The organism is Bacteroidales bacterium, from assembly GCA_023228145.1.
In the GTDB taxonomy this organism is placed as follows: domain Bacteria; phylum Bacteroidota; class Bacteroidia; order Bacteroidales; family CAIWKO01; genus CAIWKO01.
Window position 1 is genome coordinate 1 of record JALOBU010000030.1, and the last position, 20,078, is coordinate 20,078.

Annotated in this window: 21 protein-coding genes; 19 read left to right on the forward strand and 2 right to left on the reverse strand. The window is 39.1% G+C overall.

Features of this window, described 5'->3' with window-relative positions:
* Nucleotides 1–267 precede the first annotated feature (267 nt).
* From M0R16_11790 to M0R16_11880, 19 genes are all read left to right on the forward strand, one after another.
* A complete protein-coding gene (locus M0R16_11790) occupies nucleotides 268–603 on the forward strand; it encodes a metalloregulator ArsR/SmtB family transcription factor (GenBank protein MCK9613554.1) in 336 nt (111 codons plus the stop codon).
* Between the two features lie 29 nt (nucleotides 604–632).
* Complete coding sequence (locus M0R16_11795) at nucleotides 633–1,466, forward strand: hypothetical protein (protein MCK9613555.1); 834 nt, start codon at nucleotides 633–635, stop codon at nucleotides 1,464–1,466.
* Nucleotides 1,467–1,576: 110 nt separating this feature from the next.
* Nucleotides 1,577–2,401, forward strand: a complete 825-nt coding sequence (locus M0R16_11800) for a hypothetical protein (GenBank protein MCK9613556.1) — start codon at nucleotides 1,577–1,579, stop codon at nucleotides 2,399–2,401.
* 17 nt (nucleotides 2,402–2,418) lie between these two features.
* Complete coding sequence (locus tag M0R16_11805) at nucleotides 2,419–3,639, forward strand: ABC transporter permease (GenBank protein MCK9613557.1); 1,221 nt, start codon at nucleotides 2,419–2,421, stop codon at nucleotides 3,637–3,639.
* A 1-nt stretch (nucleotide 3,640) separates the two neighbouring features.
* Nucleotides 3,641–4,348 (forward strand): ABC transporter ATP-binding protein, encoded by a 708-nt coding sequence (locus M0R16_11810; GenBank protein ID MCK9613558.1) that lies wholly within the window; start codon nucleotides 3,641–3,643, stop codon nucleotides 4,346–4,348.
* Nucleotides 4,349–4,361: 13 nt separating this feature from the next.
* Entirely contained in the window at nucleotides 4,362–4,760 is a 399-nt protein-coding gene (locus M0R16_11815; protein ID MCK9613559.1) for a DUF1573 domain-containing protein, read from the forward strand.
* A gap of 60 nt (nucleotides 4,761–4,820) precedes the next feature.
* Nucleotides 4,821–5,243, forward strand: coding sequence for a rhodanese-like domain-containing protein (locus tag M0R16_11820; GenBank protein MCK9613560.1), 423 nt, complete (start codon nucleotides 4,821–4,823; stop codon nucleotides 5,241–5,243).
* Between the two features lie 7 nt (nucleotides 5,244–5,250).
* A complete protein-coding gene (locus tag M0R16_11825; GenBank protein MCK9613561.1) occupies nucleotides 5,251–5,676 on the forward strand; it encodes an arsenate reductase ArsC in 426 nt (141 codons plus the stop codon).
* Nucleotides 5,677–5,714: 38 nt separating this feature from the next.
* Nucleotides 5,715–6,005 (forward strand): hypothetical protein, encoded by a 291-nt coding sequence (locus M0R16_11830; GenBank protein MCK9613562.1) that lies wholly within the window; start codon nucleotides 5,715–5,717, stop codon nucleotides 6,003–6,005.
* The gene (locus M0R16_11835) at nucleotides 6,005–6,706 is read left to right on the forward strand and encodes a cytochrome c biogenesis CcdA family protein (protein MCK9613563.1); all 702 of its coding nucleotides are present in this window, start codon (nucleotides 6,005–6,007) and stop codon (nucleotides 6,704–6,706) included. The genes M0R16_11830 and M0R16_11835 overlap by 1 nt, the downstream gene beginning before the upstream one ends.
* A 5-nt stretch (nucleotides 6,707–6,711) precedes the next feature.
* Entirely contained in the window at nucleotides 6,712–7,743 is a 1,032-nt protein-coding gene (locus M0R16_11840) for a hypothetical protein (GenBank protein MCK9613564.1), read from the forward strand.
* A 1-nt stretch (nucleotide 7,744) separates the two neighbouring features.
* Nucleotides 7,745–8,044 (forward strand): 4Fe-4S binding protein, encoded by a 300-nt coding sequence (locus M0R16_11845; protein MCK9613565.1) that lies wholly within the window; start codon nucleotides 7,745–7,747, stop codon nucleotides 8,042–8,044.
* 37 nt (nucleotides 8,045–8,081) lie between these two features.
* Nucleotides 8,082–9,176, forward strand: a complete 1,095-nt coding sequence (gene arsB / locus M0R16_11850) for an ACR3 family arsenite efflux transporter (GenBank protein MCK9613566.1) — start codon at nucleotides 8,082–8,084, stop codon at nucleotides 9,174–9,176.
* Between the two features lie 116 nt (nucleotides 9,177–9,292).
* Nucleotides 9,293–10,372, forward strand: coding sequence for a DUF1573 domain-containing protein (locus M0R16_11855; GenBank protein MCK9613567.1), 1,080 nt, complete (start codon nucleotides 9,293–9,295; stop codon nucleotides 10,370–10,372).
* A gap of 17 nt (nucleotides 10,373–10,389) precedes the next feature.
* Nucleotides 10,390–11,484 (forward strand): DoxX family protein, encoded by a 1,095-nt coding sequence (locus tag M0R16_11860; protein ID MCK9613568.1) that lies wholly within the window; start codon nucleotides 10,390–10,392, stop codon nucleotides 11,482–11,484.
* Between the two features lie 366 nt (nucleotides 11,485–11,850).
* Nucleotides 11,851–14,256 carry a hypothetical protein gene (locus M0R16_11865; protein ID MCK9613569.1) on the forward strand — a complete coding sequence of 802 codons (2,406 nt, stop codon included), beginning with the start codon at nucleotides 11,851–11,853 and terminating at the stop codon, nucleotides 14,254–14,256.
* A gap of 129 nt (nucleotides 14,257–14,385) precedes the next feature.
* The gene (locus tag M0R16_11870) at nucleotides 14,386–14,817 is read left to right on the forward strand and encodes an endonuclease domain-containing protein (protein ID MCK9613570.1); all 432 of its coding nucleotides are present in this window, start codon (nucleotides 14,386–14,388) and stop codon (nucleotides 14,815–14,817) included.
* A 117-nt stretch (nucleotides 14,818–14,934) separates the two neighbouring features.
* Entirely contained in the window at nucleotides 14,935–15,285 is a 351-nt protein-coding gene (locus M0R16_11875; protein MCK9613571.1) for a hypothetical protein, read from the forward strand.
* Nucleotides 15,285–15,698: a secondary thiamine-phosphate synthase enzyme YjbQ gene (locus M0R16_11880; protein ID MCK9613572.1), complete on the forward strand. Its 414-nt coding sequence runs from the start codon at nucleotides 15,285–15,287 to the stop codon at nucleotides 15,696–15,698. The genes M0R16_11875 and M0R16_11880 overlap by 1 nt, the downstream gene beginning before the upstream one ends.
* A gap of 316 nt (nucleotides 15,699–16,014) precedes the next feature.
* Here M0R16_11880 and M0R16_11885 read toward each other — a convergent pair whose 3' ends face one another.
* Entirely contained in the window at nucleotides 16,015–16,470 is a 456-nt protein-coding gene (locus M0R16_11885) for a ferritin family protein (GenBank protein ID MCK9613573.1), read from the reverse strand.
* A gap of 7 nt (nucleotides 16,471–16,477) precedes the next feature.
* On the reverse strand, nucleotides 16,478–20,071 hold the full coding sequence (locus tag M0R16_11890; GenBank protein ID MCK9613574.1) for an FAD-dependent oxidoreductase: 3,594 nt from the start codon (nucleotides 20,069–20,071) through the stop codon (nucleotides 16,478–16,480).
* Nucleotides 20,072–20,078: the final 7 nt, after the last annotated feature.

Here is a 20,078-nt window from a genome sequence, read left to right on the forward strand (position 1 = left end):
TTATCGCACTCATATGAAATACATTCAGAAAGCAACAGAAAAAACAACAAAAATACTTGGTTTAAAAAATTGAAAATGAATACCTTAATTATGATGTTAAAAAATATGCAGATAGTATCAACCGCAAATTATTTTTTGATTAAATTTAATAACAAAAGCGTTTCTCGCCTGTAAATCAAATAGTTAATTTCTTTAACAATTTTTTAACCCAAGAAAATTTGCCACATCAAAACAATGTCGTATGTTTGCTACATTAAACATTAAGGTATGACAAACAACAAATTTGAAGAGTTCAATAACGAACAGCAAGCGATATCCTTGTTCGGAAAAATTCTGTCACATCCGGCAAGAATAGCAATAATTCAGTTATTAGCTGAGAAGAATGAAATTCGTACAGGAAACATTTCTGATTTTTTACCCATTAGCCGGCCAACAGTATCCCAACACCTGAAAGACCTGAAGGAAATGGGAATCATACAGGGAACTATTGACGGCTTAAAAATCCATTACTGTCTGGATATGAAAAAACTTGCAGAAATGAAACAAACCTTCAATAATTTTTTTGACAGCACTATAAGTTCATTTATGTGTCAATGCGATTGAAATTTTATAAATAACATTAAAAATACAAAATGAAAAGAATCAAACAAATCCCCTATTATCTGTTATTATTTGCCATGTTTTCTTGCGGCAATTCAAACTCGGATAATGAAAACCGCGGAGAAGGAAAAGAAGACTCCGAAACAGATGGCAAACTGAATACAGAACTACCTCCGGGCGTGACGACTGATGCGCTTGAAAAAGCAAAAAACGACGGTAAAGCTGTTTTTCTTGTTATCACAGGTACTGGTGCAACAGGTGTTGAACAGGCAACAGCAAATGTAAATGATGCCAATTCCAGGTTAAGCAACTCCCTCGTTTATTCTTTGAACAGGGATAAATCTGAAAACAACGAACTGGTCAATAAATTTGGGATATCAACAGTTCCATTGCCATTTATCCTTGTAATTTCGCGCTTGGGTATTCCTGTAGCGGGCGGACAACCTGCCCAGATGACTGCAGAACAGATAATAAAATCAATTCCTTCGCCCAAACAAGACGAAGTTTATATTGCGCTGAACGAAAAAAGGCCCGTTTTTATAATTATATCACAAAAAAAATTTTCAGATAAGGAAGATGCACTTGCAAATTGTAAAAAAGCCAGTGAAAGAAATAATACAAAACCTGCCATAGTGGAAATTGATTTTGATGATCAGGGAGAAAAAGCTTTTTTAGGCCAGATAGGAATCAATTCCATGAATGGTTCAACAATTGTTTCGGTATCAAATGCTGCGGGACAGATAACAGGGACTTTTACGACTAAACCGACTGTAAACCAGCTTAACACGGCAGCAAACAAAGTAATACAAAAAAGTGGCTGCGCTCCTGGTAGTGGATGCACTCCGGGTAGTAAAGGATGCGGTTGATTTCGAAATGATGATTATAATATTTTCTATTACAACTTGAATATGCAATAATCAATAAGTGAAATTAATAAATATAAATAAAATAATCGTTAAACAAAAAAAACAAAAAAATGAAAACATTCAGAATTTCTTCAACACTAATAAGTGCATGTGTTGTTGTTCTTTTTATTGCAGCATCAACTTATGATGGACATGCAAAATCATTTGCTAAATACAACAATAGCAATACAAGTATGCCTGTTCTTTCAGTAAAAGAACAACTGGATAAAGCAAAAAAAGAGGGGAAATCCGTTTTTTTGGTTATTACCGGAACCGGTGCAACTGGTGTAGATAAAGCGCTTACTATTGCAAATGGTGCAAAGGCAAAAGTGCCAAAATCAGTAGTGATACAAATGAACAAAGATGATGCAGCCAACAGCGATTTAGTTACAAAATTTGGAATCGGGTTTGTGCAAGTCCCTTTTATCCTTGTGCTGTCACCAAGGGGTATTGCAGTAGCGGGTTTTCCTGCATTACAAGCTACTGCGGATTTGCTTGTACAGTCTATCCCAAGCCCAAAGAAAGAAGAAGTATTGTTGGCAGTATCTGAAAAAAGGCCTGTATTCATTGTTGTATCAAAAAAAGGATTGACAGATAAAACTACGGTGCTGGCAAATTGTAAGGCAACAAGTACCAAGATGCCCAATAAACCAAGTGTTGTAGAATTTGATTTTAACGATAGCAAAGAAACCGATTTTCTAAAACAGATAGGAGTTACCGCTATTAATGATAAGACTATTACCGTTGTTGCAAATGCATCGGGACAGATCACAGATAAATATGAAGGCATTGTACTTGAAACAGCACTTACATCATCTGCAAATAAAGTTATTAAAACCGGGGGATGTGCTCCCGGGGCATGTGGTGGTAAAAGTAGTTGCGGGCCTGTAAAATAATCAAAAAACTACATATTATGAATATTCGAAAGCTCGTTTGGCTTGAGTTCAAACAACACAAGTCGCAGTTGATTTCCGGCTTGCTTGCAATTGTACTCGGCATTGCTGTTATTGTGGGTATCAGGTCTATCTCCGTTGTATCTGAGAAAGCAGTCGCAGTGAACCTGGATAACCTTGGCGCAAATATTATGGTTTTACCACAAGCTTCAAATGTGGATAATTATTACTCTGCAGATATTGATGCCCCAACTATGCCCGAGGAATATGTGGATAGAATTATCTCTTCCAACCTTGCAGGGGTTGATAACTTATCTCCGAAACTCACACGCAGAATCAAAATCGGAAATGAGAATGTTGTACTGACCGGTATTTTGCCAATAAACGAAATCACTTCCAAACCGATGTGGCAGCAATCAGGGTTATTGGGAAATAACCTGATGGCAAGCTGTGCTCCTGATAATGCAGCAAATAAAAGCAATGGATATGAAGACGAAAAATTACAGCGTAAAGTTATTGAATCTTTAGGAAATGGCGAATGCCTTATAGGGTCATCCATTGCAAAGAAACTAAATGTGAAAGACGGAAATGAATTAGAAATACTGGGACAAAAATTTATTGCTGCAAGGGTACTTAATGAAACAGGAACTGTTGACGATGACAGGGTTTTCATCCATCTTCATAGGGCACAGGAATTGCTGAAAATTCCCGCACAGGTGAGCGCCATAGAGATCATGGGGTGCTGTAATGCCATATCTGACGGGCTTCTTGGAAAGTTACGCAATGTGCTACCCGACACAAGAATAACAACCATTGGACAAATCGTATCCACCCAAATTGAAACAAACAAAATGATGAACAAGGTTTCCATGATATTTTTGATCATTATCATCTTTGTAGGCGGCATATCCATTGGCAATTTCATGTGGGCAAACATCAATGAACGCCGTAAGGAAATCGGAATGCTGCGTATGGTAGGTTTTAACAAAACGGTGATTTACCGTATGATGTTATCTAAAGCATTTATTTTAGGAATAATCGGAGGAATCATTGGTTACATACTTGGCACTTTAGCAGGAGTTTGGCTGGGGCCTGAACTGGCAGGGTTACCTGTAAAACCTATTGCAAGCCTTATCGGAATTTCACTGGCAATATCCATCGGTGTTTCTTTATTAGGAGCATTGATCCCATCTTATCTTGCCGGAAAAATTGAACCTTTTAAAAATATGCAGGAGATTTAACATGATACTAAAGACAACAAATTTATGTAAAAAGTATGAGCACAAGGATGGCGTTGTGGATGCACTGAATAATGTTAGTTTTGAAGTGAATGAAGGTGATTTTGTAACAATAACAGGCGCTTCCGGTTCGGGCAAAACAACATTACTATTATCTCTCGCCGGTTTGATCAAAACAACTTCAGGAGAAATTAAGATACAGGATTTCGATGTGACCACTGCTTCTGACCGAAAACTATCAGATTTTAGAAAAAATCATATCGGGTTCGTCATGCAGAGTTTTGCTTTGATTCCTTATCTAACTGCCATTGAAAACATTATGCTGCCTCTGGCCATTTCTAAACTTAAAAAAGTACAGAAATTTCAAAAAGCTCTTGATCTGCTCAAATTAGTTGGACTTGAAAACAGAAAAAATCACCTTCCTCAGGAACTTTCGGCAGGACAACAACAAAGAGTAGCCATCGCACGAGCTTTAGTGAATTCTCCATCGCTGATACTTGCGGATGAACCTACCGGAAATCTCGATCCCAACCTTTCAACGGATATACTTCAGTTGTTGAAGAAGATTAATAATGATGAAAAAATCACGATACTAATGGTTACCCACAGTCCTCTGGCAGCAGAATTCGGCAACCTTAAAATCAAATTAACAGACGGGAAATTAAGTGATTTGATAAAAGAACGCAAAATCCCAAGTGAAATATTAAATTAAAAGAAATTAAAATATGAAAACTTCAAAATTAATCGGGTTGTTATTGTTTTTTTTGGTTGCAATAATAAATACTTATGGCCAGTCAAATGAAAATAACACCAGCTTAGCAGAAATTAAATTCGATAAAACAGAACATGATTACGGCACCATAAAAAAAGGCGCTGACGGAAGCTGCGAATTCACTTTTAAAAATACTGGCAAAGAGCCCCTGATATTGAGCAATGTAAAATCGTCTTGCGGATGCACCGTGCCAACCTGGCCAAAAGATCCGATTTTGCCGGGACAAACAGGGGCAATAAAAGTGGTTTATGATACAAAAAGAGTAGGTACTATAAGTAAAACTATTACTGTAATATCAAATGCCGAAACAGGAACAGTAACGCTATCTATTAAAGGCAATGTTATTGAATAAATCTAATTTGGAGTATGTTGAATTTTGATAATTTCGCTTATGATAAAACAATTGTAAGAAATGAATATCTACAATAAATTATTTTTTGCATCTTCAGGGTTTCAATCTGCAGGTTTTTTAAACCTTACTTCAAAAGAAGCCTATTACGAAACTCAAAATAATGCAATTCTTGTTGATGTGAGGGAAGAAGAACTAACGGGATACAAACAGTTTGACGTACCTAAAACAATTTTCTTACCTAATAGCCAGATTACAGAAAAGTTCAGTGAATTACCAAGCGACAAACCCTTAATTATTGCTGATTCTGCCGGTCTCAGAAGCAAGGAAGCTATGATATTTCTTGCCGGAAAAAATTTTAAAAACATTGCAAATCTGGCAGGCGGCTTGGTTGAATGGGAACGAGACGGCTTACCTTTATTAATAAACCCAAAAGAAAAGCTGGATGGTTCGTGTGTATGCCAGCTCAAACCGAGAACTAAATAAACACATTATGAAAATTTTAATCATTTGCACAGGGAACACTTGCAGAAGTCAGATGGCTGAAGGGTTTTTAAAGTCAATTGACAATAACATGGAGGTATTTTCGGCGGGTACTAAAGCCGAACAGAAAGTAAATCCTTATGCAGTAAAAGCAATGGCAGAGATTGGTATCGACATAAGCAACCATTATCCCAAACAAGTGGATATATTTATTAAAGAAACTTTTGATTATGTGATAACAGTTTGTGATGGCGCCAAAGAAGTTTGCCCTATATTCACAGGGAAAGTAACTCATCGCCTTCATATCGGATTTGATGATCCGTCCGCTTCCAAAGGAACTGAAGAAGAAATTATGAATGTATACAGAAGGGTAAGAGACGAAATAAAGAAACACTTCCAACAGTTCTATATCGAAAATATACAAACAGAAAAATAGAAATAAATATAATTAAAAAAAAATAAAATCAAAAAAAGATGGAAAATCAGAATGATAAAAGAATTGATTGCGGATGCGACAGCGGATGTTGCCAGCCAAAGAAAAGCAGGCTTTGGGCAAAATTACTTTTTATATTAGTCTTCCTGGCTGCCAGCGCAATTATCATTATTAAGGTCACGGGTAAAAGTAATGAAGTTACCGAACAAAAGTGTGATACCACATTGTGTGGAAAACAATCCGGAAAATGTGATACAGCTTCGCAAGTAAATATTGTGCAAATTACCAATCCTTCACAGGGAAAACCATGCTGCCCGGGCGGTAAAAAATAATGGAAGACTGGATACAACAAACATTAAGTTCTGACCAGGCAGGATTCACCGTGCTGACAGCCGTTTTTATATTCGGCATATTAAGCGTGTTTTCGTGTGCCTGTAATTATTCGGTGATCGGAATTGTTGCAGGGTATTCGGGGACACTTGGTTCGACAGGAAAGACAAAAACCGTCCTGCTAAACACCTTGTTTTTCCTTATCGGGATGGTCATTTCAATGGCTGCACTTGGCGGCATTATTGGTTATGCAAGCGAACTGATTAGTGTTTCGTTTGGCAATTATTGGAAGATTGCTGCCGGGTTGATCTCCATATTTTTCGGGCTTCTAACTATGGATTTCCTTCCATTTAAAATGCCGGGAGTCAAACTAAATTTGGAAAGGAAAAGGACAGGAACCCTCGCATCCATCCTGTTCGGGCTGACCGTAGGCGGACTAACACTAGCTTGCAGCGGCTGCTGCAACCCGGTGTTTCCAATTATACTGGCCGTTTCTTTTGTGAAAGGTAGTTTTGTTTGGGGAATGTTGCTGATGGTTGCCTACGCACTTGGTTACGGGCTGACATTTGCCGTGATAATTATCGGTGTCGGTCTGGGATTGGGTAAAACATCAAGGACGTTTGAAAAAGCCGGAAAAGTGCTGAAATATTTCGGAGGGATTATCATGATCGTAATAGGCTTTTACTTACTGATAACACTATAAAATACGTGAAACCAGGATTCATCAACGGTACCATCACTACCCCAAACGGAGAAGTGCCAAGTGTTTCCACCAAATGGAGCCGGCAGGATGTCTGGAGTACGATTAAAGTACGCTGGTCCTTTGGCAGAAACAATTACCAGGTACGGCCGGGATTATATGCTACAGGCTCCCCCTATTCAACATCAAAAGTTTATGTAACCGCTAATTTTAAATTAAGTTTCGACCATCTGCGCCGCGCCCTGGACGGCATGAATGCCTGGATACTTGTGCTTGACACAAAGGGAGTCAATGTGTGGTGCGCCGCCGGAAAAGGAACGTTCGGGACACGTGAGCTGGTATACAGGATACGGGCACATAAGCTTGATAAAATTATTGATCATCAGGCAGTGATAGTACCGCAGTTAGGAGCAACAGGAATATCAGCACATGAAGTAAAAACCCAAACAGGTTTTAAAGTAATTTATGGCCCCGTGCGTGCAGCGGAAATAAAAACTTTCGCTGATTCAGGATACAAAGCAACACCGGAAATGCGAAATGTGAAGTTTCCCTTGCGGGAAAGGATCAAACTGATCCCTGTCGAATTAACCTACGGCAAATATTACCTGCTGCTTGTCCCTGCCGTATTTTTTATACTGGCCGGGTTAAACTCTCACGGATACTCTATTGATGCTGCATGGTCGAATGGTGGAAGGGCTGTGATAAATTTAATGGCAGCCTATGTGGCAGGATGTGTCTTAACTCCGGCATTTCTGCCCTGGATACCTTTTAAAAGATTTTCTTTAAAAGGCCTCACGGTAGGTTGGCTTATCGCTATATTATTTTTATTTCTGAATTTGTTGGGAAGCTCAATTTTTGAAAAAATCTCATGGTTCCTGATTGTGGGTGCCATTTCAGCCTTCCTTGCCATGAATTTTACGGGTTCATCAACCTTCACGTCCCTTTCTGGTGTAAGAAAGGAGATGAAACTATCGTTGCCGTTGCAGATTATAGCTGCAGCTATTGGACTTATCGGTTGGTTTATAACAAGATTTATATAAAATGAAACAATTAACCTATTTAAAAAATGTCGTAACACTCGAACTCGACCTTCAGAAATGCAACGGCTGCAAGATGTGCATCACGGTTTGCCCGCATGAGGTATTTGGGTTCAGCGAGAAAAAAGCTTTTATAAAAAATAAAGACCAGTGCATGGAGTGCGGTGCCTGTGAAAAAAATTGCCCTGAAGGAGCTATAAGCGTCAGATCAGGGGTTGGCTGTGTAGCTGGTATTATAAATGGAATAATGCGTGGTTCAGAGCCCAGCTGCGATTGCTCTGGGACAAAAAGTGATTGCTGTTAAGTAAATTTACAAATTTATTAATCAAAGAAATTATACTATGCCATCTGAAAAACGATTAAATTTTTTGGACCGCTATTTAACTCTCTGGATATTTCTGGCTATGGCGTTTGGCGTGGTGTCAGGATATTTTTTTCCTGTAATTGCCGACTTCTGGGAGTCGTTGAAATCATCACCCGGCAGCACCACAAACATCCCCATTGCCATCGGGTTGATCGTAATGATGTATCCGCCGCTTGCCAAAGTGAAATACGAAGAGCTTGGCGATGTGTTCCGTAACTGGACAGTGCTTGGCCTTTCGTTGGTTCAGAATTGGCTCATTGGCCCGGTGCTAATGTTTGCTCTTGCCATCATTTTCTTCAAACTGTTTCCGGGTGAAAATAATGCCAACCTGCCTTACATGTATGGCATCATTATGATAGGACTGGCTCGCTGCATTGCCATGGTTATTGTATGGAACGACCTTGCCAAAGGCGACACACAATATGCCGCCGGACTTGTGGCGTTCAACTCTATTTTTCAGGTGTTGTTTTTCTCGGTATATGCCTACTTTTTTATTGCCATATTACCAGGTTGGTTTGGCATACCAACCAATGATGCTGTTGAAAAGATTACCATCGGTCAGATAGCACAAAGTGTATTTATTTACCTTGGCATTCCGTTTATTGCAGGATTTCTGACCAGATTCATACTAATAAGAATAAAAAGCAAAGAGTGGTATCATACTAAATTCATCCCCAAAATAAGCCCGCTGACACTTATTGCATTACTTTTCACCATTATTGTGATGTTCTCGCTTAAAGGCGAATACATAGTTAAAATTCCTCTTGATGTGGTGTTGATAGCAATTCCTCTGCTTATTTATTTTGTAGTAATGTTCTTTTCTTCATTTTATATGAGCAAAGGGATAGGCGCAACATACGGGCAAAGCGTTACACTTTCTTTTACGGCTGCAAGCAACAATTTTGAACTGGCTATTGCCGTTGCCATTGCTATATTCGGCATGAACTCGGGAGAAGCGTTTGCTGCCGTGATTGGCCCGCTGGTGGAAGTGCCTGTGATGATAGGACTTGTGAACGTAGCTTTTTGGTTCAGAAAGAAGTATTTTACCGATAAGCATCAGGTGACATTGTAACAATAATCGTTATTTTTGCACGTTTTTTGATAAGCCGAATCAGTCTCTCAATGAAAACACTGAGTCAAAATGATAATTTAATTTCATTAAAAAAACAACATAAAAAGCATCAGGTTATGAAAACAAAACTTACTTTTTTTATATTCATGTTGTTTGCAACCCTCACATACGGGCAGAATAAGGCAATTATCACATTTGATAAGCTCATGCATGATTACGGGCAGATGAAAGAAGAAAACGGCAAAGTAATGGCTGTATTTAATTTTACAAATACCGGGAAAGACACATTACTTATTAGTAACGTAAAAGTTTCTTGCGGATGTATAACAGCAGACTGGAATAAAACGCCTGTACTTCCCTCTCAAAAAGGCATTGTGAAAGTTTTTTATGACCCGTACCGCAGGCCGGGAAAATTCGAAAAATCATTATGGGTATTTTCCAACGCTTCCACTCCTGAACTTACACTTAGTATTAAAGGGGATGTGATACCTAAAGTTAAAACCCTGCTGGACTCCTTCCCTGTCAGGAATGGAAACATTATGATGGCTGCCAATGGCTTTTACCTGAAAAACATCACCAACAAGGAAATAAAAAAAGATTCATTGCTGTTGTATAACCCATCGTATAAGCCTATAACATTGTCCTTTAAAAACCTACCGCCCTTCATAGCATGTCATGCCAAACCAACAACAATTGCCCCAAAACAGAGAGGTAAGATTTACATTACTTATGATGCCCCCAAAAAAAACGAGTACGGAATTGTTTCAGACACCATATTGCTTGTTACAAACGACTCCGTAAATCCTGAGAAAAAGCTTTCTGTTAATGCAACCATTAACGACGACTTTTCCAAGCTCACTCCGGAACAAAGGAAAAATGCTGCTGCGATAGTTTTTACATCCGAAATATTAGACTATGGCACGGTTAAACAGGGCGAAACTGTTAAGCAGGCATTTGAATTTACCAACAAAGGGAAGGATATGCTTCATATCAGAAAAGCCGTGCCTTACAGAGAAGACTGCAAAGTATATTTGGAAGGGAAATCATCCCTGGCATCAGGAGAAAGCGGAAAAATAAGCATCGAATTTAACACTACAGGGCAAACAGGTGAACAAAAGCGAACTATTTTGTTGACCGTAAACGACCCCGGCAAACCATTCATTATATTAATTATTAAAGGAAAAATTGCTCCATAACACTCAAAGTCCAAATTTTGAAGATTAAAAAATACATACCATGGATAATAAGGATACTGATTTCCTTAGTGTTTGTGGTTTCAGGTATTGCCAAACTTTTTCCCGTATGGGCTTTTGAAAAACAGCTTGTTGATTTGGGAATCACGTCGTGGTGTTATGCGCCCTACCTGGCAAGGTTCATGTTATCCTTCGAGATCTCTGTTGCCATTCTGATATTGCAGCCTCATTACCTAAGGATGATTGTTATTCCTGCAACTATATTGCTGCTTGTAGCTTTTAGTATTCATTTATCCATTGAGATATACCATCATGGTGCTATGAGTGGCAACTGCGGCTGTTTCGGACAGTTGATACCTATGACGCCGCTGGAGGCACTTATTAAAAATATTATCAGCATTGCCTTGCTGATATATTTACACAGAATAATACATGACAGAAAAAAAGGCCATAACAGATTTGTTTACCTGCTTCTGGGTGTAGTATTTTCAGCACTTTTATTATTTGTGTTGTTTCCTTTCTGCCCCTGCGAAAAATTTCAAGAAGAAAAACAACAAGTTTATAATATTGATACAATTAATGGCAAATCTATATCAAACGATACAAATTTTTTAAACATTACAGAGCAAAAAACACAAGATACAACTATCCTAAAAGAAAAATCCGCAATAGAACCAGACAACATTGCTCAACAAAGTATGCCGGTCGAACCTAAATCAAGGTTTGGGAAATACAAGGTTTTTGGTAAAGAAAAAGTCAACCTTGATGAAGGAAAGAAAGTACTTTGTTTTTTCTCCCCTGGCTGCGAAGACTGTGTATATACAGCAAAAGAGCTTTCTGCATTATCAAAAAAAACAGAACTCCCGCCTATATATATTTTCTTTATGAACGAAGAAGCAGAACTGATTCCTGGCTTCTTAAAAGAAGCTAATTTTTATTATCCATACACTATTCTGGAGGTTCCTGTTTTCTGGCAACTATTGGGGTTAAATGCTGACACGCCGGGTGTTATACTACTATGGAATGGAAATATTATGAGATATTATGAGGGTCTCGACAAGAACAAATTCGATGTCGGGGATTTTGAAAACGCTTGTAAATCCATAAATGGTTAGTGTGTAAAGTAACACTAATTATAACCTGTTGTGCTATTAAAAATTAGTAAGTATAATACTATTTTTGTGAGAAAAAAAAGTATCTGCGCACATCTGCGGTCCGCCATGGCGGACTGCGGGAGCGTTTTCCCGCTGATTACGCAAATTTTCGCAGATATTTAATCCAGATGAGATTGTCCCGTTAGGGACAAAATATCGGTAAAAACAAAAGAAACATCATTTCTTCATTAGTTCCGTAGGAACGAGATATAATCGGCCTTTGAGTATTTGCATAAAAATTTACCCGGTCAGTAGTGATAAATATGTATATTTGGAGTGAATAATTTTATGCAAAGTCATAACAACATCTGCTGATTAAAACACGCTATGAGCCTTTACGAAAAACTACAGAAAGCCACCAGCGAGGAAGACGTGAAAGACGCTTATATCAAAGCGCTTGGTCTGAAAGAATATCAGAAAAACCTGATCGACATACAAACCAAGGAAATATGGTTCGAAGCCAAAGATTCGGCCAAACATTCTACGTATGCCATGTTCACGCAGCTTATGCATTATGTGCAACAGGCTTTGGACAAAGGTGAATACATCCCTCCTTTTTTGTGCGTAATAGATACGCAAAAGGCGGCCATTATGAAAAGCGCCGATGTGCTGCCTTTCCTCGAAAAGAAAACTATTAAATGGGGAAAATCGGCCAGCAGTTATACGCAGGAAGCGCTGGATGCTATTTCGGCCTATATCGGCACCTACTTTGTTTCGTTTAAAATTGAAACCCACGAAGAAGAGTTTATCAGCACCATAAAAAATGCTATTAAAAACGGTGATATTATCCGCACTCAAATTACACCCGACAACCTCAAGCAGGTTTTCGACAAATGGGTGATGATGATAGGCCGCGAAATAACAGGGGTGGCCGAAGAAGATTATGCCCTGCTGTTTTTTGCCGACATTATGAGCGACGGCACGGTGGCCACGCACGATAACCTGCCCGCCGAACTGCTGCACAAAAACAATGCGCCCGTGTTTAGCCTGGGCGGGAAAATTTACGAACTGGGAAACAAAGAAGGCTACCGCCGTTTTTGGGCTATATACCACCGCCCGCCCAAAGCCGAATACCGCAATTACTTGCTCGAACGGCGCGACAGCCTGATACCTTTGGATGAACGCAGTTTTAAAGGCGCTTACTATACGCCGCTCCATGTGGTGGACAAGGCCTACGACAAGCTGGCCGAAACCCTGGGCAACAACTGGCAGAAAGAATATATTGTTTGGGACATGTGCTGCGGCGTGGGCAACCTCGAAGTGAAGCACAGCAACCCGCGCAACATTTATATGAGCACGCTCGACCAGGCCGATGTGGATGTGATGCTCGCCACCAAAACCTGCGTAGCCGCCACCCGTTTCCAGTACGATTATCTGAACGATGATATTACCGATGATGGCAACATAGATTACACACTTACCAACAAAATGCCTGAAAGCCTGCGTAAAGCCATAAGTGATGGCAAAAAAATATTAGTTTTGATTAATCCGCCGTATGCGGAGGCAACAAGCTCAGAAAATATAAATACGAGCGGAGCAGCTGATGCCAGTAAAGTTGGTGTTGCAAAAACTAAATTTGCTGCAACTGGTATGAAGGAATATGGAAAAGCAAGTAATGAATTATTTACGCAGTTTGTTGCAAGAGTTGCAAAAGAAATTCCAACTGCAACTTTAGCAATGTTTAGTAAACTCAAATATGTCAATTCACCTACAATGAATGATTTTCGTACTGTGTGGAATGCAAATTATCTTGGTGGTTTCGTAGTACACAGTAAATCATTTGATGGATTAAAAGGAGATTTTCCAATTGGTTTCTTAGTATGGGGAACAAATCAAAACTTAATAAGTAAAAATGTTTTAAATGAAATTACGACAGAAGTGTTCGATAAAAATGTTCATCCTATCGGTGAGAAGTGTTTTTATATCGTTCCTGATGCACAACTGTTAACAAATTGGATTGAACGACCAAAGACGAATAAAACTGAAGTAATCCCATTAAAAAACACAATTACTCCAGCTACTGCAACAAAAGACTTACGAGGGACAAAATGGTCAGATAATGCAATAGCATTTCTTTGGTGTAATAGTAATGATGTTCAACAAGCGCCAAGAACAGCGTTATTTTCTTCTGGCTTTAATGGTGGACATGGAATATTTATTAATCCCGATAATATTTGGCAGGCAGTAATTGTTTTTTCTGTACGCCGTTTGGTAAAACCCACCTGGCTCAACGACCGCGACCAGTTTCTGCAACCCACGGAGCCACTTACCGATGAGTTTAAAAACGATTGTCTGGTATGGATGCTGTTCAATGGCAGCAACCTCACCGCCAGCGCCAACGGCCTGCAATGGAACGGCAAAACATGGAGCATTGTAAACCATTTTATACCCTACACCGAAGAAGAAGTGAACGCCCCTGGCCGTTTCGAGTCGGATTTTATGGTGCAGTACATGGCAGGAAAAACGTTTTCGGAAGAAGCAAAAGCGGTGCTGGAAAAAGGCAAGCTTTTATGGCAGGCCTATTTTGCCCATACCGATGTGCACAGCGTACGTGAAGAACTAAAACTGAACCGTCCCGATGTAGGCTGGTACCAGGTGCGCAAAGCGCTACAGGCACGCAACGCCAGCGGCGATTTTGCACCGGTGAGCTTTAAGCCCTTTGAGGAAGCATACAAAACGCTCACCGAAAAACTGCAGCCCATGGTTTATGAATTGGGGTTTTTGAAGAATTGACAAACTTTGCTGAATCTGAATAATATGGATTACTATTTTCACACAGTAAAAATTCTCTTCTTTCTTTTTTTGCCTCTTTCCTAAAGGATGAAAAGAAAGAAGAGAATTTTATACATAAATTAAATTAAAATGGCGTCTGATTTTAAAAGTTTAAGAAAAGTGCACAACATGCATTTTGGTGCAGAAGCGTTTGGCTATAAAATGGCGGAAAAACTGCGTAATTATCAAACTCAGGCAGAAGCAGCTCTTTGGGAGGAATTGAAAAATAAAAAAATGGATGGAATAAAATTCAGGAGACAACATCCTATCAACTGTTTTGTGGTAGATTTTTATTGTCACTCTGCAAAATTGATTGTTGAGTTAGACGGAGGCATTCATAAAAATGCAGAAGTAAAAGAACATGACGCTGATCGTCAACTCCAACTGGAAGAATTTGGATTAAAAGTCATACGCTTTAGCAATGAGGAAGTACTTTTTGATATGAAAAAAACATTGGGTAAGATTCGAACAGCCATAAATCTCCAAATGAAGATGATAATATCAAATAATCAGGACCTTTGATTTCCATCCTTTAGGACAGGAGGCAAAGAAATCAAAGGAACTGATTATTTATTAAGATAGTATTAAAAACATGCAAAGAAACTTAAGAGTATTTAAATATTAATAACAACCCATATCATGGAAGAAATAGACGAACAATTATGGACAGTAAAGGGAGAAACCCTTAGCGACAAATCAGCGAGAAAAGAATATAAACTTACTCAAGATGAAATTGTCGTGGGAATTAATAAAGGGAAATTGCATTTTCGTGTGAATTACATTTATGAAAACCCTTGGTATAGATTATTAAGAAGTGAAGTTGAAAGATATGTCATAGAAATACATGGAATCAATCATTTACAGGAAAATAATAATCGAACAGAACTTAAGAAAATTGACAAAGAGCTAAAAGAACTAAAGTCTAAAATCTTATCTCTTGAAATGCGAAAAAAAGAGTTGCAATCAAAATTAAATGAAAAAATAAAATAATGAAATCTTACCGCAAAGAATTATGGTTCAACACCGAAAAACGATATCAATTCGTGCACATCACTCACGATGTTCAGCAGGCTGTAAACGAAAGCGGCATCAAAGAAGGCTTATGTCTTGTAAATGCCATGCATATCACATCCAGTGTTTTTATCAATGATAATGAATCAGGACTGCACAAAGATTATATGGAATGGCTTGAAAAACTTGCTCCATACAGCCGCGATGGCTACCATCACAACGTAGGCGAAGACAATGGCGATGCACATCTGAAACGCCAGGTGATGGGCAGGGAAGTGGTGGTTGCCATCACCAACGGGCAATTGGACTTTGGGCCATGGGAAGCCATATTCTATGGCGAATTCGACGGCAGAAGACGTAAAAGAGTCCTGATAAAAATTATTGGTGAATAAGTAGAGTTTGTCCATAATGTCCGATTTCTTCGTTACTCTTGTCTTGAAAACAGTCATCCGCAAGTTGGCGGACTCCTTGATTTTCAAGACTACGAAAGCCTCGAACTCGAACATTCTGGTTCAAACTCTGAATTATGGACAGACACTAAGTAAAGGTATTAAGGCAAAATAAAGAAAAAATCTCCGGCCACCAATGGTCACAAATAACAAAAATGACCGCGTACCTATTGACAATAAAAGACTAATGGCTAATGGCTAATGACTAATAGCTAATGGCCAATAGCTAATGGCCAATGGCTAATGGCTAATGCCTATCCTAATTCTCTCTCAAAACATACTCATCGTACTCTATTTCAAAGCGCAGCTTATGCCTTGATTCCTCCTGTGCCAACGACAAAAACAATGCTTTCATCTCTGAGTCAGCAACCCTTTCGGATAAGGCTAAATATAATTTAAAAGCCGCTTTTTCCTTCTTCATGGCGACAATCAGCGCATCGGCATAAGTCATATCAGGAGAAACCGTAACATGTGCCATATAGTCGGCCAATTTCATATCAAGTACCTGCTCTTTGCTGTCCTCCATGACACCTGTTTCTTTTGTATTCAACAGGCGGGCTTTATGTCCCATCTCCTCCTGAGCAAAATCATTAAACACCTGTTTCATCTGTGAATTTGCAGCATTCTTTGCAAGTTCCGTATAGAACTCAACGGCTTCCTGCTCTGCATGTATGGCGAAATCTAAAATTTCGTTTACCGATTGGAATTTATCCATAGTTACTTTATTTTAATTGCAGTTTTTTATTAAAATCCTCCATAAAGCTTTTCACCACATTGTCGCAACCATAATAAAACATTCTGTTTGTGTTATCAGAACCCGTTTTAACAAAGCTGCGGATTGTTTTATCTGCCAGTGGCAGCATAGAAACAAATTCGCTGAAAATCTCATCACAATCCATTATTTTCTGCTCAGTAAAATTTGAGATTATCTGACAAAGCTGACCATACGAATTAACTTCAGGTACCGGCTTATTTATTAAAGCAGCATGAAACTTTTGAATATAGCGCTGTGTATTAGTGAAAGTCCCTCCTATTTCAAAAGGCAGGGATGCCGGCATAATAAGATCTGCCGCCCTGGCTGTTTCTGTCATAAAGTAATCCTGCACCATGATAAAGCCGGATTTGCCCAGAATTTCACTCATCATAGCTTTATCAATAGCACAGCCAACAGGATCTTCGCCATAAATGAACAGGTTAGCATATTTCCCCTTATGCAAAGCTTCATACATTGGATGTATGAAACCCATATCAAACAGTCCCTGAGCATTGTTTTTTTCTTTCAAAGATACAATACCCATGGCTGTTTTCCCTAATTTTCCGGTCAGCAATGCCAGGTTGTACAACTCATAAGCAGTATTTCCGCTGATTTCTTTTTCTGAAAAAACCAGTACGGCATTCATATTTTCGTTAAAGCCGTCTGCAAAACTTTCAAGACATTCCTGGCAACAAGAGCCCTTTTCAAGCAGCGCTTTATAATCTTCAGCAAGCAAGGCTTTAGCATATTCTTCAAAGTCTTTGCAATTATCATTTATATACATCCTGTTGAACTTATTATTCTTCAGCAGGTAATAATTCACCGCTTTCACAAAGAAATAATAATCCTTAATTACTGATGTTTTTGTAACTTTTTCAGCCATACTGCTTTTCTCTTTCACAGTAATAAGTTCGACCGGTACTTTGGAGGTGTTAATTAAAAAACCGGCAACAGCATTATCCATATTTATTTCAGAACCGAGCAAATAAAATTTTCCTGCTTTTGAAAAATCTTGAAAAGGAACATTTTCAAATGAGCTTCTGAAATAGCCATCACCACGGCCCAGATAATGGAAGCTCCCAATGTTTTCAGATTTAACAACTGTCGAAGCTAGTTTTTTTATCAGATACATCTCTTCATTCGTAAGCCTTGCCCCTGCAAAAAACGCATTTTGTTCGGGCTGAACCGATTTAATTTTTTCAGCTATCAGTTTACGAGCCTGTTCAAAACTTATTTCTTTAAATGTCCCGTTTTCATTCAACAGGGGCTTTGTAATTCTTGATTTGTCGTTTAAGTAGAGATACCCAAATTTAGCAAAACGGCAGATGTTGCCATCTTTGTTGACGTTACCGTTGCTTCCTGTAACTTTCATCACAAAGCCGTTTTTGTGGTGGATATTTATTTCACAGCCCACAGAACAATAGTTACAAATAGTTTTGAAAGACTCAAGTTTAACAGGCCCCGGTTTAAAAATCACATTCTCGGTAATGGCACCTGTGGGGCATGTTGAAATGCATAATCCACATGATTCGCAGCTTGTTTCAGTCAGTGAATCACCCATGCTGGGAGCTACATAAGTTTTAAATCCTCTATTAACCAAGCCCAGTGCATTAGCCCCGACAACTTCTTTACATATCCTGACACAGCGTGAGCATAAGATGCACTTATTATTATCTATTTCAATATAGGGGTGCCTGAAGTCCGTCAGATATTCCTTGAACTCTCCTTCATAGTGTTTCTGATCCGCATCGTATTCAGTGGCATAGCGTTTCAGGTCGCAGGTAAAAAACTCGGTGCAACCGCATTCCAGGCAACGTTCTGTTTCTTTTAAAGCCACATCTTCATTTTCATAACCCAACTCTACTTCATTAAAATTTCTGCGTTTATCAGGAGGTAGGGTTGGCATTTCATGCCTGAGCTGTTTGTAAAACCTGCCTTCGTAATCTTCTTTTACCTGCTCTTTAAAATTTTCTTTTTTACTTATAAACTCTTTTTTCAAAGGAACAACGGGCATGTCATGCAGGTAATGATGACAACTGTTTGCTGCAATACGTGCCTGAGCCACGGCCTGAATTAGCGTTGCAGCGCCGGTAACGCCGTCGCCGCAGGCAAAAATATTTTTAACACCTGTCTGTAGCGTGTCGGGATTTGCATCCAGGTCGCCCCATTTATTTGTCTTTACCTCTCCTTCCTCAGAATTTTTATTTATATCGGTAAGAAAATCAGCCAGTGTTTTTTGGCCAATAGCGGCAAGGGCAATGTCCATTACCACTTCAAATTCAGAACCTTTAACAGGAACAGGCCTTCTTCTGCCAGAAGCGTCAGGTTCTCCTAAAACCATTTTAATACATGTAAGCGATTTCAGACGCCCTTGTTTGTCTTTATTGACTTTCACAGGAGCGGTAAGAAACATATATTCCACCCCTTCCAGCTTCGACTCATGTATTTCAATCGGATTGGCAGGCATTTCTTTTTCCGTACGGCGATATATCACATAAACTTTATCAGCGCCACAGCGCAGCGAAGTGCGGCAACAGTCCATGGCGGTATTTCCGCCTCCGATAACTGCCACGGTTTTACCCTTGAAATCGTACTTCTTGCCTGACAATTCCATCGCTTTTAAAAAATCAATACCAGAAATTACATTTTCAGCATCATCGCCTTCACAGCCAATAGAGGTGCCTTTTTGACATCCAATGGCGAGTATGAGTGCGTCATACTTCTTTTTCAGTTCAGCAAAACTAATATTATCACCCAGTTTTTGATTATAAAAGATATTTACACCTAAATCCGTAATATTATCCACTTCTTTTTGTAATAAATCATTCGGCAGTCGGTATTCGGGTATTCCATATCGAAGCCATCCTCCTGCTTTGGGGCTGGCTTCATAAATGTCCACCTGATGGCCTTCTTTTTGCATGAAAAATGCCGCTGAAAGACCTCCCGGCCCCGCACCTATCACAGCAACTTTTTTGTTTGTCTTTGGTTTTATTTGAGGAACATACTTTGTAGCTGAGCTAAGGTCCATATCTGATGTAAATCTTTTCAGATAGTCAATACCTACCGGAGCGCCTTCGTCAAGTAAATTACGGCGACAGGCAACTTCACAGGGCCTCACACAAACACGGCCACAGATAGCCGGCAGTGGGTTGGTTTCTTTAATAAGCGCTACCGCCTCGTTGTACATCTTTTTTTCTATTAAAGAAATATAACCCTGCACATCAACGCCGGCAGGGCATGTCTGCTTGCATGGCCCCATACAATCAGCATAGTGGTTGCTAAGTAATAAGTCGAGAGCGGTTTTGCGTGCTTTTCTTATTTTGGGATTATCCGTAGTAATTTTCATCCCTTCCATTATCCTTGTAGAACATGCAGGCTGTAGTCCTCTCATACCTTCAACTTCAACCACACACATATAACACGACGTATAAGGCTCCAGACGTGAATCATTGCATAATGTTGGAATTTCTATATTATTTTTTACTGCTACATCAAGAATATATTCTCCCTTAAATCCAGTAACATTCTTTCCATTTATAATTATATTCAATTGTTCGCTCATTTTTTTG